This window comes from Winogradskyella sp. PC D3.3 (assembly GCF_054366245.1).
On sequence record NZ_CM135962.1, the window covers coordinates 2850127 to 2864577 of the forward strand.

General features: G+C 32.5%; 12 protein-coding genes. 5 read left to right on the plus strand and 7 right to left on the minus strand.

The window, feature by feature from the left end; all coding sequences use genetic code 11:
• Positions 1 to 125 precede the first annotated feature (125 nt).
• The 4 genes from aroC (at position 126) to ACXGSQ_RS12575 (ending at position 4085) form a co-directional block, all read left to right on the plus strand.
• On the plus strand, positions 126 to 1196 hold the full coding sequence (gene aroC, locus ACXGSQ_RS12560) for a chorismate synthase (protein WP_458626502.1): 1071 nt from the start codon (positions 126 to 128) through the stop codon (positions 1194 to 1196).
• Positions 1197 to 1366: 170 nt separating this feature from the next.
• The gene (locus tag ACXGSQ_RS12565) at positions 1367 to 2812 is read left to right on the plus strand and encodes a dicarboxylate/amino acid:cation symporter (protein ID WP_458626503.1); all 1446 of its coding nucleotides are present in this window, start codon (positions 1367 to 1369) and stop codon (positions 2810 to 2812) included.
• Positions 2813 to 2920: 108 nt separating this feature from the next.
• Entirely contained in the window at positions 2921 to 3748 is an 828-nt protein-coding gene (locus ACXGSQ_RS12570) for a sulfurtransferase (RefSeq protein ID WP_458626504.1), read from the plus strand.
• A 4-nt stretch (positions 3749 to 3752) separates the two neighbouring features.
• A complete protein-coding gene (locus tag ACXGSQ_RS12575; RefSeq protein WP_458626505.1) occupies positions 3753 to 4085 on the plus strand; it encodes a hypothetical protein in 333 nt (110 codons plus the stop codon).
• A gap of 149 nt (positions 4086 to 4234) precedes the next feature.
• Here the strand turns inward: ACXGSQ_RS12575 and ACXGSQ_RS12580 are convergent, their stop codons facing one another.
• From ACXGSQ_RS12580 to ACXGSQ_RS12595, 4 genes are all read right to left on the minus strand, one after another.
• On the minus strand, positions 4235 to 6169 hold the full coding sequence (locus ACXGSQ_RS12580) for a DUF4139 domain-containing protein (RefSeq protein WP_458626506.1): 1935 nt from the start codon (positions 6167 to 6169) through the stop codon (positions 4235 to 4237).
• A gap of 397 nt (positions 6170 to 6566) precedes the next feature.
• Complete coding sequence (locus ACXGSQ_RS12585) at positions 6567 to 6986, minus strand: thiol-disulfide oxidoreductase DCC family protein (protein WP_458626507.1); 420 nt, start codon at positions 6984 to 6986, stop codon at positions 6567 to 6569.
• A complete protein-coding gene (locus tag ACXGSQ_RS12590; RefSeq protein WP_458626508.1) occupies positions 6983 to 9151 on the minus strand; it encodes an endonuclease MutS2 in 2169 nt (722 codons plus the stop codon). The genes ACXGSQ_RS12585 and ACXGSQ_RS12590 overlap by 4 nt, the downstream gene beginning before the upstream one ends.
• A gap of 48 nt (positions 9152 to 9199) precedes the next feature.
• Positions 9200 to 10693 carry a YfcC family protein gene (locus tag ACXGSQ_RS12595; RefSeq protein WP_458626509.1) on the minus strand — a complete coding sequence of 498 codons (1494 nt, stop codon included), beginning with the start codon at positions 10691 to 10693 and terminating at the stop codon, positions 9200 to 9202.
• Positions 10694 to 10749: 56 nt separating this feature from the next.
• On the opposite strand from ACXGSQ_RS12595, the gene ACXGSQ_RS12600 reads away from it, so the two are divergent.
• Positions 10750 to 11427: a uracil-DNA glycosylase gene (locus tag ACXGSQ_RS12600; protein WP_458626510.1), complete on the plus strand. Its 678-nt coding sequence runs from the start codon at positions 10750 to 10752 to the stop codon at positions 11425 to 11427.
• Between the two features lie 293 nt (positions 11428 to 11720).
• On the opposite strand, the gene ACXGSQ_RS12605 is transcribed toward ACXGSQ_RS12600, so the two are convergent.
• From ACXGSQ_RS12605 to ACXGSQ_RS12615, 3 genes are all read right to left on the minus strand, one after another.
• On the minus strand, positions 11721 to 12575 hold the full coding sequence (locus ACXGSQ_RS12605) for a substrate-binding domain-containing protein (protein WP_458626511.1): 855 nt from the start codon (positions 12573 to 12575) through the stop codon (positions 11721 to 11723).
• Between the two features lie 69 nt (positions 12576 to 12644).
• Entirely contained in the window at positions 12645 to 13517 is an 873-nt protein-coding gene (locus tag ACXGSQ_RS12610) for a nucleoside phosphorylase (protein ID WP_458626512.1), read from the minus strand.
• 3 nt (positions 13518 to 13520) lie between these two features.
• Complete coding sequence (locus tag ACXGSQ_RS12615; protein WP_458626513.1) at positions 13521 to 14450, minus strand: DUF1835 domain-containing protein; 930 nt, start codon at positions 14448 to 14450, stop codon at positions 13521 to 13523.
• Between the last annotated feature and the right edge of the window lies 1 nt (position 14451).

Below are 14451 nucleotides of genomic sequence, written 5' to 3' on the forward strand. Positions count from 1 at the left end.
TATTAATATGTTACCAAAAATAACCAGATTTTATTTGAAGTTAACATTGCTGTAACACCGTAAAAATCGCCCTTCAATTTTCGTTTTACTAATAATACAATTACATTAGCGTAAAATTTATTTCAATGGCAGGCAATTCTTTCGGAAAGTTATTTAAACTCACCACGTTTGGTGAATCTCATGGTGTAGCAATAGGTGGAATTATCGATGGTTGTCCGGCAGGATTAGAACTCGATTTTGAAGCCATTCAGAACGAATTAAACCGACGTAAACCAGGACAATCTAAAATTGTAACCCAACGTAAAGAACCTGATACTGTAGAGTTCTATTCTGGTATTTTTGAAGGGTTAACCACAGGTACGCCAATTGGTTTTGTAATTCATAATACCAACCAGAAATCTAAAGATTACTCACACATAAAGGATGTTTATCGTCCTAGTCATGCTGATTATACTTATGAAAAAAAGTATGGTGTAAGAGATTATAGAGGCGGAGGGCGAAGTTCTGCTCGTGAAACGGCTTCACGTGTTGTAGCAGGTGCTATTGCTAAACAATTTTTAGCTTCAATTGAAATTAATGCGTTTACGTCTTCAGTAGGTGATATTTTCATAGATAAACCTTATCAAGATTTAGATTTTAGTAAAACAGAATCAAACGTTATTCGTTGTCCAGATGAAGCAACAGCAGCAAAAATGATTGCTAAGGTCGAAGCGATTAAAAAGCAAGGCGACACCATTGGTGGTACTATAACTTGTGTGATTAAAAATGTACCTGTTGGACTCGGAGAACCTGTTTTTGATAAATTGCATGCAGAATTAGGAAAAGCTATGTTATCGATTAATGCGGTCAAAGGTTTTGAGTATGGAAGTGGTTTCTGTGGAGCAAAAATGACAGGTAGCGAACACAATGATTTGTTTAATGAAGATGGGAGTACAAAAACTAATTTATCTGGCGGTATTCAAGGAGGGATCTCTAATGGTATGGATATTTATTTTAGAGTGGCATTTAAACCTGTAGCAACAGTCATTCAGAAACAGGATGCTTTGAATAGTGCTGGTGAAATTGTAGAAATGCAAGGCAAAGGCAGACACGATCCTTGCGTTGTGCCAAGAGCTGTACCTATTGTTGAAGCAATGGCTGCTTTAGTGATAGCGGATAATATACTCTTGCGTAGGCAAGAATCTCGGGAATGGTAATTAATGTTCTGACGGTGTTTTTTTGATCGTTTAGAAACTAGAATTTTCGTTTATGATAGTAATAAACTATTTTTAGGCATTACTATAAATCGAATTTGTTTTGTCATTTACCCGACTAAAAACATAAATAATTAATTAAGAGATTCCTGCATTCAAAAGGAATAAAGCATATGAAAAAACTAGCATTACATTGGAAGATTATTATTGGAATGGTTCTAGGTATCATTTGGGCTTTAATTTCAAGCACAATGGGTTGGAGTCAATTCACAATTAATTGGATAGATCCATTTGGTACTATTTTTATCAATTTACTAAAGCTTATAGCAGTTCCATTAGTGTTGTTTTCAATAATAAGTGGAGTTGCTAATATTGGAGATCCTAAGAGTTTAGGAAGAATGGGAGGTAAGACCTTAGGGATTTACTTGCTCACAACAATAATGGCAATTTCATTAGGATTAGTATTAGTCAATGTCTTTAAACCGGGTGAACTTATTGATAAACAAAGTCGAATAGATAACCGTATAAGTTATGAAATTTGGGCAGCTAGTGAAGGTCATGAAATTAAGGATGGTATAAATTTTCTTCAAGATCCAGAGTATTTTGAGCGAGCTGAAGAGATTTCAAAACTATCAAAAAGTCAACTTCAAGCAGCATCAGTTAAGGATAAAATGGAGACAGTCAAAAAACGTAAAGAGACAACTCCGTTACAACCTTTGGTAGATATTGTTCCTAGTAATTTTTTCCATTCGTTATCCAATAATGGGTTAATGCTTCAGATTATCTTTTTTGCGATTTTCTTTGGGGTGTGTTTATTGTTTGTACCAACAGAGAAGTCACAACCAGTACTAAATTTAGTAAATGGAGTCAATGACGTCTTCTTAAAGATGGTTGATATTGTTATGCAAGGAGCCCCATTTTTTGTATTTGCGTTGTTAGCTGGTGTTGTAAGTAAAATGGCAGGTGACGATATTAGTAAGGTTGTAGAGATTTTTAAAGGTTTAAGTTGGTATTCAATTACTGTTTTAACAGGCTTGCTTTTAATGATTTTTGTGATTTATCCTCTGATATTAAAACTATTCGTAAAACAAATACCATATAAAGGTTTCTTTAAGGCGATGAGTCCGGCGCAGACCTTAGCATTTTCAACATCGAGTAGTGCGGCTACACTTCCCGTAACAATGGAATGTGTTGAAGAAAACCTAGGTGTAGATAAAAAAATAAGCAGTTTTGTACTTCCTATTGGAGCAACCGTTAATATGGATGGTACAAGTATGTATCAAGCTGTAGCAGTTATATTTTTAGCGCAAATGCATATGATCGATTTAACCATAGGACAACAAATAACTGTAGTATTAACCGCAACGTTAGCGTCTATTGGTTCGGCAGCTGTACCAAGCGCTGGTTTGGTTATGTTGATTATCGTATTGAGTTCAGTAGGACTTAATCCGGCTTGGATTGCTATTATTTTTCCGGTGGATAGAATATTAGATATGTTTAGAACGGTTGTTAATGTCACAGGTGATGCAACGGTATGTTCGATTATAGCCGATGGTGAAGACATGTTAGATTACAGAGAACATGAAAACCCTAGTGAAACATTTGATTTAGATTCTTAAGTTTCAAAATGTTGAAATATGATAAATTATTTTAACTTTATACAATAGAAATTAACAAAGTAAAAATGAAGCACAATTTAGTATGTCGTATTCAATTCCCTTGATTTAATGCATAATCAATTAGAAATAATTCATTTAAATTCAGATTTAGTTTCGGTAGAATGGCTAAATAAGCACGCTGATGCCACGAATTTAATAGTGCTAGATGCTACAATTAATAAAGTTATTAGTTCTGTTTCTACACGACTACCTAATGCTAGATTTTTTGATATTAAACAAAAATTTAGTGCTGTTTCTGCACCTTTTCCAAGTACCTTACCTTCAAAAGAGCAATTTCAAAACGAAGCGCAATTATTAGGAATCAACAATGATTCTGCAATTGTGGTTTATGATGATAAAGGCCTTTACTCAAGTGCTAGGGTTTGGTGGTTATTTAAAGTTTTTGGCTTTAAAAATATCGCAGTTTTAGATGGAGGCTTACCGCAATGGGAACATCAAGGTTTTAAAGTTGAAAATTATACTGATGAAACGTATGTTAAAGGTGATTTTGAAGCAGAATTTCGCGCTAATTTAATGACGGATTTTAATGGTATTAATCAATTGAATAAGGATACCAATACTTTAATAATCGATGCTCGTTCTGAAGATCGTTTTCTTTGTAAGGTAGACGAACCAAGAGATGGATTACGACGTGGCACCATCCCAAATTCAAAAAACTTACCCTATACAACATTATTTGAAGGGTATAAAATGAAGTCTAAAGACAAGCTTGCAACTCTTTTTAAGGCTTTAGTTGAAAATGAAACTCAAATAGTATTTAGTTGTGGCTCTGGTATTACGGCTTGTGTTTTAGCGTTAGGAGCAACACTTTGTAATTATAATAATTTAATTGTCTATGATGGTTCATGGACAGAATATGGAAGCTTAACACCTTAATTAAATGAACACAATCGACTGGACGCGAGATGAACTCGTAGCCTACATTCTGCTTTTTGCTGCAAATTCTGATTTTAAAGAAAAACCTGAAGAAAGAAATCTGATTCTTTCTAAAGTAGATAAGCAAACATTTCAAGACATTCATGATGAATTTGATCGTGATAATGACTATCAAGGCATCAAGAAAATTACGACGAGTTTAGAGCAACATAATTATACTAAAGACGATATTGATATTCTACTTGAAGATATAAAGGTTTTATTCCTTTCTGACGGTGATTTTGATATTACAGAACAAAATATGTATCGTTTTTTAGAGCGCTTATTAAAGTCTTAAAAAAAAGCCTCAAAACGAAAATAGCTTTTCTATCAAAAGTATTGATACTTATAAGAAGCAAGACATTTTTCTTATGAGAATTAAACTCATTCCTAACTAACGGAAGTTAGGGTCTAATTGAAACTATTTTGTTTTGAGGCTATGTTAAGTTATAGGTTAACGCGTTTTCCTTTCGGAAATTTTACGGTGTAGGAATGTTTAACATTTTTTAAGGCATTCGGTTCTAAATCTAAGATCCATTTTAAGATGCCTTTGTCTTCATCATAGTTAGAGTTGCCTGTTTCTATGTCATCAATTTTTATAGTCTTATCTTGACTTTTAGGAATGCGATCTAAAACAGTAATCTGAATATCAGATGGTTTGTTGTTTTTAATTTCAATTTCAAAAGCTTTCTGAATCACTTTATTATTCCCTACAAATGTAGTCTTTTTAAAATCGTTTAGTTGCTTACGTTTTACAATAATATTAGGGTCTACACCAAGCGAAACTGTTAAACTATCTGTGGTCGCGCTAGGATTAATATTGGTTTTACCAGAATAGCTACCTTCAAAATATACATTAGCTTCGGCAGGTAATAAATTGTACTGCTCCCAATTTCCAATTTTAGCCGTCAAAAATACATTTTCGTTTAGTACAGGTGCTGTAAAATAATTATAAGTCGCAGGTACGCTGAATTGATCTATTTCTATCACTGAAATATCTCCGTCTGAAGGAATACTGTGTTTTTTATTGATTTCGAATCTTGTGTTGGTGATACCTGTTTCAATGATATTACCATTTGATGTATAATTTTCTGGCTTTTCATAAAGCTCTTCTTCAAAATCGTCATCAATCATTAACTGTACTTTATTTTTGTATCCTGGTGTTTTAATTTTTTTTTCTGTTGACGTTCCATAGCCCACAACAACGACTTCATCTAACCTAACGTCGTTATCTAAAGTTATATTCATAATACTAGAATGAATCGGTAGTTCTTCGGTTTTCATGCCGATATAAGAATAACGCAGTGCGTTTCCAGAGCTTGTTTTTAAATTATATCGTCCATCAAAATCGGTTTGTACACCATTCGTAGTTCCTTTCTCAATAACACTAACCCCTGGTAATGGTAGGCCGTCAGAAGCCGAGGTAACAACTCCAGAAACATTTTTTACCAATGGATTATATTTATAATTGTAACTTCTAGTGGCGCGTTGCGATTGGTAATTACGGTATGAACTAATGAAGTTTAAATACTTCGGATTTACTATTGGTTTTTCGTTATTAGTGTTTGGATCACTTGTGGAAAGTACTAAGTTGATATTGTTCCAGTCACAACCTGAATTTTGAAAAACATGTGCTTTATATTCTAAACTTATAGGAATATTAATTTTTTCGGCTTTTAAATCGTAAATAGGAAACCAACCTGCATTTTTAATATTGTATTTAATTTTTAAATCTAAGGACGTAGCGATGTCGCTATTAAGCTTTAATTTTATTTTGCCTGTTTGCACTTTTTTATCAACATTTAGTTCAGTAAGTTGCTTGTTGATGTTTGCCTGTCTATTGGTGTAGTTTTTTATGGCTTTAAGAGATTTGTTTGTTGCCATTTTCAATTCTGTAATTCGTGTTCTATAATACGTAGCAAATGTTTTAAGCTTTTCTAAGCTTACAGCTTGGGTTTCGTTTCCTAATTTTTTATTACTCTGTATAAGGCTTAATTCTTCATTGTATCCTGCGATTAAATCGTATTGATGTTGCATTTTAGACGCAAGAGATTCTAATTCATTTTGTAAAGACGTAATAGAATCATTTTGTTTTTGCTTAGATAAATAGTTAATGCCATAGTTAATTGATAAAATAGAGGCCTGTTTTAAACCTGAAACCTGAATACTACTTTCTTCAATATATGGTGATAAGCCGTTGAGCGTAATTTCAGATTTACCAGAATTGAGGCGCAATGACGTTTCACGATTAATTTCCGCTCCATCTAAATAGACGGTTACAGACGTTATTTTACTTGGCTGCTGAAATGCATTCAATAGTTGTACAGTTATGAATAAGCCACAAATAAGAAGCGGTTTAAAGAATTTTGATTGGATTATCATAATTTTAGAATATTTATGTTTATCCAAAATTAGAGAAATGTTAGTTTGACAAAAATCACAAATGAGTAAAATATAGTATTTGATTAGTAAGTGCGTGTTATCAATTAGTAAGGCAATTACTATTAAAATGTTATTGATGGATATAATTGACACTTTTGGAACTAAAATCAATTATATATAGTCTTATATCGAGTTTTTTGTGTAGAATTTTGAGATGTATATACCTTTGTGGTAACAAATTAATGTGCTATTAATCAATTCATTATTACCCTCAATATAGAATTACAATATTTTTTTGTTTTTAATTAAATTTAGTTTAAAGTAAGTTGTTAAATTAAAAAAGCCCTTTCATTGGTTGTGAAAGGGCTTTTTTTATGGGACTAATTTTCGAGATAGTCTAGTCTAGAAATTTAGCTTTTAATTCAGATGTAGGAATCATACACGCGGCTTTTTTGCCATACCATTTATAGCGATTTTTAGCAATGTAATTGTAAACCCAATTACGAATAAATGCTGGTATAATTAAGAATATCGATAATATATTTGTTGGGAAGCCCAATTGTTTTGCTATTTGTAATGCCGCTGTAGACTTATAGGTAAGCCTGTTTTTAATAGGATTATAGAGTAGAATAGAATCTGTTTGTTCAGTATCGATATTAAATGTTTTAATAATCGTTTTTCCTATATCACTTTGAAGCGGTGCAAATAAGAATTTGTTGGCATTATCCCGCTTAATTACGTATAACACACTAGCGTTGCAAAGATTGCAAACTCCATCAAAAAGAATGAGCTGTTTGTTGTTGGGAATAGTTATCATTTTTTAGCTGTTTCAACTAATTCTAATTGATCTAAACTAACATTGGTTGTAAACATACCATAGTTAACATTGGCTTTACCTTTTTCAATAGAGTCAATGCTTCCAATAGCTCTGCCATCATGCATTCTTACACGATCGTTAATTTTTAATATTGGTTTTGGTTTTTCTATTTTAGCTTCTTTTTTCTTTGCTTCTTTTTTCTTTTTACGGATAACTTCAACCTTCTTTTCAGCTTCTTCTTTTATCAATTTTTCTTTATGCTTTTCGGCGCGTTTTTGTTTTGCGGAAACCTTTTTACGTTTAGAGTTTTCTATTTGAACGAGTCTGAATAATTCAGCCATCAATTCACGCTTTTTTTTGTCTTCAAAATACTTTTCAGAAATATCATTGACCTTCTGTCCTAAGTAAATTAAGCGTTGATTAGAATCGTACAATTCTTGAAAACTTTCTAGCTTCTTTTGAACCTTAGCATTGACTTCCTCTAATTTATCCGCTTCAGAAATCTTCTTTTTTTCGTTTTCTTTTAGCGAACGTTCCGTTCGTTCTAGTTTACTACGTTCTTTTTGAAGTTTAGCAATGGTAGCATCAAAGCGTACTTTACCACGTTCAATCTTCTTTTTTGATTTGTTTATTAAACTATACGGAATACCATTTTTCTGAGCCACTTCAAAGGTGAACGAGCTTCCTGCTTGTCCAACCACCAATTTATACATAGGCTCTAACGTTTTCTCATTAAAAAGCATATTTGCATTTTTAATATGAGGTAATTCGTTGGCCAATAGTTTTAAATTAGAATAATGTGTGGTGATAATCCCAAACGCTTCACGTTCGTAAAATACTTCTAAAAAGGTTTCGGCTAAGGCACCTCCTAATTCAGGATCACTTCCTGTACCAAATTCATCTATCAGAAAAAGCGTTTTATTATTACACTTCTTAAGGAAATAATTCATCTGTTTTAACCGATAGCTATAGGTGCTTAGGTGGTTTTCTATAGATTGATTATCGCCAATATCACTTAAAATGCGATCAAATAAACATACATGACTACGCTCGTGCACAGGAATAAGCATACCACTCTGTAACATGGTTTGGAGTAAACCGACCGTTTTTAAAGTTATGCTTTTTCCTCCTGCATTAGGGCCAGAAATAACAATAATTCTGCTATCTTTTTCTAAACCAATAGTTTGAGGGAATGTTTTTTCTCCTTTTTCTTTGTTGTTTAAATAGAGTAGTGGATGGTAGGCATCTCGCAAATGCATACTACGATCCTTAGAAAATTCTGGTAAAATGGCATTCATGCTTAGCGCATATTTGGCTTTAGCTGAAATGACATCTAAGTTGGTTAGAAATTCTTGATAATCTCTAAGCAACGGTAGGAATAACCGAATATAGTCGGTTAATTCTTTTAATATTTTTATGACTTCTTCCTTTTCCTCGTATTCTAAATTATTAAGCTCTCTAGTGTGTTGCAGTGTGGTTTCAGGTTCAATATAAACGATACTTCCTGTTTTGCTTCCACCCAATATCGCTCCTTTTACTTTACGGCGATACATTGCTTTTACGGCAAGGACGCGTTTGTTTTCTACCACAGATTCACGAATATCATCAAGATAATCAAGATTGTGATACGTATGTAATGCTGAAGAAAAACTACTATTGATTTTTCCTTTTAGTAAGTTTATAGATTTACGTAAGGTTGAAAGTAGAGGAGAAGCGTCGTCTTTAATATCAGCAAAACGATCAACGACAGCGTCTACTTGAGTTATAATAGAAGTATTAACTTCAATATGTCTACCAAACTGATATAGTTTTGGGTAATACTCTTCAAACTTTTCTAAAAATTTTAAAATTGAATTTACCGTTAACGACATACTTACTAGTTTTTGCAAACTAGAAACCTCGAGATAGGTGTTTTCAATTTTTAGTAATTTTAATTCCTTAGCGATTGTTTCAAACCCATGATTTGGAATTCTATTATCATTTTCAAAGGACGACAAGTATTCATTGACGTAGATAAGTTCACGCATTAATTGGTCTTCCTCGTTAAAAGGAAGAATAGATAATACGGCCTCTTTACCTAAAGCTGTAATGGCGTGTGAACTAACTTGATTTAAAACCGTAAAAAACTCAAGGTCGTTTAAGGTTTTTTCATGAATGTTTATCATGTATAACAGTGCGTTTTTAGAATTGCAAATTTATGATATTATGTAACACTATACGTATGAAGACACGGCTAATACAATTAGAGTTACAATTATTAATATGATGAATAGAGGGAAAATAAATTTCAACCATTTACTAAAGTTAACCTTTGCAACGGCAAGCGAAGCTAAAATTAGTCCTGTTGGGTTGATTAGATAGAAAAGTCCTAATCCATATTGGTAGGTGTTAACAACTACTTCACGACCTATTCCAACGGTATCTGCTAAAGGAGCCATAATGGGCATCGTAAGCACGGCCATTCCTGAAGAACTTGGGATAAAGAAAGATAATCCGGAATAAATCATAGTCATTACTCCAGCAAAAATCCCTTTATTCATTCCTGTGGTAATATCACTTGCATAATACAACAGCGTGTCGCTTATTAAACCGTCGGTCATTAAAACGGTGACACCTCTAGCAATACCAATTATTAATGCGACACCTAATAAATCTCCTGCACCTTTTACAAACGTTTCTATAAAATCTGTTTCACTGATCTGAATAATGAATCCAATTAAAATAGAACTAATTAAGAATACCGTTGTCATTTCTACAAACCACCAGTCTAGCATTGAAACACCAATAATCATAAAGATAAAACTACAGGTAAAGACGAATAGGGCCAATTTTAACCTCCAATTAAAATTAATGTGAGTGGTGTCTTTTAGAGTAAATAATTCAGCGATTTGATTTCTTTGGTCGTAAACAAGTGATTTACTTGGATCGTTCTTAACGCGTTTAGCGTAACGCATAATATATATTATGGTAATAGATAAGCATAAAACCAACATAAACACACGACCATACAAACCAGTTGTCCAATTAATACCAGCAGCATCACTAGCGATAATTGTAGAAAACGGATTTATGGTTGAGCACATAGTACCTATTGCAGAGCCAAGGAAAATACAAGCAATACCAACTATAGCATCATATTCTGCTGCTAAAAAAACAGGAATTAAGATAGGAAAAAAAGCAATAGTTTCTTCTGCAAAGCCAAATGTTGTACCTCCCAAAGCGACCAAAGTGGTAACTAACACAATGAGTAATGATTCTTTGCCTTTTAATACGACGGCTAATTTTGTAATAGCTGCATCAAATGCTCCAGATTGGTTTAGAATACCAATTAAACCACCAATAATTAGGACTAAGAAAATGATATCCGCAGCTTCAATAATACCTTTTACTGGAGATTTTACAAAATCTAAAACACTTTGTGGTTTAGGGTCTAATTTTTTATACGTTTCAGGGATATTAATCGGTTTATAAATATCTCCATTTGTAAATTTTTCTATAGGAATTTTAATATTTAAGTCATCAAGAGACGCTTGTGATGCTGTTAAGCTTATTTCCTTATCTAGACTTAAACGTGTAAATTTGTTTGTTGAGGAATCATAACTTAAGGTATCATACTTTCCTGCAGGAACAAACCAGGTTAAAAGTGTTACTAAACCTGCAATTATAAACAATATAGTTTGTGCAGAAGGGAATTTTAGATTTTTCATTCTGAGTTATTTATAGGTAAATTTAAGTCTTAATAGGATGTAATCTGTTTTAAAAAATGAATGTAAATATAGACCAAAGCTGGAAAACTTATCTCAATCTAGAATTTGAAAAGCCTTATTTTAAAGATTTAACCGCTTTTGTAAAGCATGAATATGAACATTATACTTGTTTTCCTAAACCGTCAGATATTTTTAATGCTTTTAATCATTGCCATTTTCAGGATTTAAAAGTGGTGATTCTAGGGCAAGATCCATATCATGATATTGGACAGGCAAATGGACTGTCTTTTTCTGTAAATGATGGTATAAAACACCCACCGTCTTTAGTTAATATTTTTAAGGAGATTGAACAAGATTTGGGGCTTCCTTATCCTAAAAGTGGTAACTTAACGCCTTGGGCTGATCAAGGTGTGTTACTTTTAAATGCAACACTTACGGTTAGAGCACATAAAGCAGGTAGCCACCAAAAGAAAGGTTGGGAGCAATTTACAGATGCCGTCATTAAAACAATTAGTAAAGAAAAGAATAATGTTGTATTTCTACTCTGGGGAGGCTTTGCTAAACAGAAAAGGAAATTCATTGATACCACTAAGCATATTATTTTAGAAAGTGGTCATCCCTCTCCATTGAGTGCCAATAGAGGTTATTGGTTTGGAAACAAGCATTTTAGTAAAACTAACTCCCAATTGGCGCTAGTTGCTGATTCGACTCTAATTGATTGGAAACTAGAGTAGCAGTCTTTTTAGGAGTCTTTTTAGTTTTTTTTGTAAGTGTTACTTCAAAATCTACTTTTTTAGTAGATTTATTACAACTAAAAATTAATAGTATAAAGTTAAATGCTACTAAGCATGATAATATCAGAGCTATGTTTAGAATCATATTAATCTGTGGTGTAGTTTATTGAAAGATATTGGTTATATCAAAAGTAACAAAAATTATCAAATTTTAAAAGATAATAAAAGAAGAGTTTTCTCTTAATTAAAAGTGACCTAACTGATTATCCTAATTTTAGGCTATAAAAATAGGATTACATTTTATGAATTAAATCTTGGTAATCTACTTTTTTTGAAATGATTTTTAGGTCATATAGTTGCTCTTGCACGTTGTTTAACGTCTTTTTATCCATAACACTTTGAGACCATTCGGTTAATGACAACCACTCTTGTACATCCTCTAATTCTTGCTCGTATCGGTTAGCTATGGTTTTATCTATACTTGGTATGGATTTAAACTCGGCTGTCGTTTCATTAATTATATCTAAAATTGTTTCTAAATCGGCTTCATTATTATCTATGAAATCTTGACGAACGGCAATAACAAAACAAGGCCAAGGGGATTTACAATTATCAATTCTTCTAAAAACACCTTCATCTACAATCGGTTTAGTGGTGAATTTTTCCCACATAAAATAATCAGCATCACCATTGGTTAAGCCTTTAATAGCTCCGTCTAAGTTTTTGATGACCTCAAAATTTAAATCTTTTTCTAAATCCCAGTTATTGTTTTTAGCATTTATATAGGCCATTAGGTGCGAACCAGATCCATATCTACTGATGGCTGCTCTACTACCTTTAATGTCTTCAACTGTCTTAAAATTAGAATTAGCAGCAACATGAACACCCCAAATTAAAGGGGTTTCAACAAAGGTCTGAACGATTTTAGAAGGGTTACCTTCAATAATATCCTTTACAATACCTTCGGTTAATATCACAGCCATATCAATTTCTCCAGAACGCAATGCTTTGGTCATAGCGCCAGTTCCACCGTAATAATCGTGCCATCTTAGATTAATGTCTTGATCTTTATATTCACCATTTTTAAGTGTTAAATACCATGCTAAATTAAAGTGTTCTGGTACTCCACCAATATTTACTTTTTTCATATTAATGCCCACGAAAGTGGGTATCATTTTTTGTTAATCTTCTGTTTTTCTATGAAAATTACTTTCATATTATATATTAACGATACGCTCTAAAGCATACAAAATTAATTTATTAACTGTTTTTTTTGGATCTTCACTAAAATCGCCGTTGGCTCTATTAGCAATGATAGCATTTAATGATAAAGCTTCATGGCCTAATAATTTTGATAGTCCGTAAATAACAGAGGTTTCCATTTCAAAATTTGTAATTCTAAAATCCTTATAACTAAAGGTGTCCAATTTATGGTTTAAATCAGCATCTTGCAAAGGTAACCTTAAAACGCGACCTTGTGGACCATAAAATCCTCCTGCAGTACCTGTCATGCCTTTATGAATAGAATCACTTACAAAGTAGTTTTCTAAGAATTTACTATTTTCTATTATAATTGGTCTAGCTTTATTTTTATCCCAATTGGTATGTTTAATAAATGCATCTTCAACTTCCGGATTACAAATACCATCAATTTGATAGAAATGTAGCATGCCATTAATATCTAGGGCATGTGTACTAATTAAAAAGGCGTCTACTGGTATGTCATTATGCAAAGACCCAGATGTCCCTATTCTTATAATATTTAAGCTGGTCAGTTCTGTTTTTGGTTTTCTAGTTTTTAAATCGATATTAACTAGAGCATCTAATTCATTTAATACAATATCAATATTATCAGGGCCGATTCCTGTTGAAATTACCGTAAGACGTTTATCTTGGTAATAACCGGTTTGTGTCTTAAATTCACGTTTTTGAGTGCTAAATTCAATACGGTCAAAATGCGTTGTGATTTTCTCTACACGATCTTGATCACCAACAAAAATAATAGTGTCTGAAATATTTTCGGGTTTTAAATTTAGATGGTAAACACTACCATCCGGATTTAATATAAGTTCTGAATTTTTAATTGACATATGTTAGAGTTTTTTTATTAATTTATTCTGAGTTACGCTAAATTGATAGTCTAGACGGTTGACGCCACCATAAACCATAGCATTGTTTATTTCTGACGCAAAGTTATGATGTCTTAATAACGCTTCGTGACCTTTTCTATTTAAGGTAAGTTGATTTTCAGTTTTTTCAAAAAATATAGAGAGCTTTTCAATAAGACGTTTTAATTGTGTGTCTCCATAACCATAATAACCTTGATAATTAAGGCTATAGCCGAGTAGATGGTGTTCTGATTTTATTTCATTATCTCGTACCAATCTAAGAATATTATCTTCTAAAACGTTAAGTCCACTTTGCTGGTGTGGAAATCGTTTTAAATGTGCTTTCAGACAATTGCTCATATATTTAAAATTAGAGTTTGTAACAATATAGGGTTTTAGAATGTTATGATCTTTACCACAATACGTTCTCCAAAGTGCGATTGCAAATTCGATATCTTTTTGAGTTAAAAGAACTTTATTATTATAGTGCTCTTTCAGTTGTTGAGGGGTTAGCTCACTTAAGCTTTTTAGGTTTTTTTCGCCTTTAATACGTCCGCTACAAATAAGGTATAGCGGTTTATTTATTTCTTTTTGATGTAATAAATTAATAACGCCGAGTAAATTGATATGGCAGAATAAATCATACTCAAACCATAAGTTGATTTCATTATAATTTTCAACATTATCTAATTTTGAAAGTTCGGTTTCTAGTTCTTTTGTGTCAACTTCAATATCATAGTATTCTTTAAGGAATTTGGCTCTGATTTTAAAGAATTCTTCCGAGTTTATAGCTGGAATGGTAGGGCCTTCACATAACATTTCTTGCCATGTAAAAATATCTTCCGTAAAATCTAATTCACGTAAATACTCGGTAAGACTACCTCCGTTGGTAATATGTAAAACATTTTTAGTCATA

Excerpts from the sequence above, each read along its gene's own strand:
- ACXGSQ_RS12585 (WP_458626507.1), bottom strand. The coding sequence starts at position 6,986 with ATGATAACTATTCCCAACAACAAACAGCTCATTCTTTTTGATGGAGTT.
- ACXGSQ_RS12605 (WP_458626511.1), bottom strand. The coding sequence starts at position 12,575 with ATGAAAAAAGTAAATATTGGTGGAGTACCAGAACACTTTAATTTAGCA.
- ACXGSQ_RS12570 (WP_458626504.1), top strand. The coding sequence starts at position 2,921 with ATGCATAATCAATTAGAAATAATTCATTTAAATTCAGATTTAGTTTCG.
- ACXGSQ_RS12565 (WP_458626503.1), top strand. The coding sequence starts at position 1,367 with ATGAAAAAACTAGCATTACATTGGAAGATTATTATTGGAATGGTTCTA.
- ACXGSQ_RS12580 (WP_458626506.1), bottom strand. The coding sequence starts at position 6,169 with ATGATAATCCAATCAAAATTCTTTAAACCGCTTCTTATTTGTGGCTTA.
- aroC (WP_458626502.1), top strand. The coding sequence starts at position 126 with ATGGCAGGCAATTCTTTCGGAAAGTTATTTAAACTCACCACGTTTGGT.
- ACXGSQ_RS12610 (WP_458626512.1), bottom strand. The coding sequence starts at position 13,517 with ATGTCAATTAAAAATTCAGAACTTATATTAAATCCGGATGGTAGTGTT.
- ACXGSQ_RS12590 (WP_458626508.1), bottom strand. The coding sequence starts at position 9,151 with ATGATAAACATTCATGAAAAAACCTTAAACGACCTTGAGTTTTTTACG.
- ACXGSQ_RS12615 (WP_458626513.1), bottom strand. The coding sequence starts at position 14,450 with ATGACTAAAAATGTTTTACATATTACCAACGGAGGTAGTCTTACCGAG.
- ACXGSQ_RS12600 (WP_458626510.1), top strand. The coding sequence starts at position 10,750 with ATGAATGTAAATATAGACCAAAGCTGGAAAACTTATCTCAATCTAGAA.
- ACXGSQ_RS12595 (WP_458626509.1), bottom strand. The coding sequence starts at position 10,693 with ATGAAAAATCTAAAATTCCCTTCTGCACAAACTATATTGTTTATAATT.
- ACXGSQ_RS12575 (WP_458626505.1), top strand. The coding sequence starts at position 3,753 with ATGAACACAATCGACTGGACGCGAGATGAACTCGTAGCCTACATTCTG.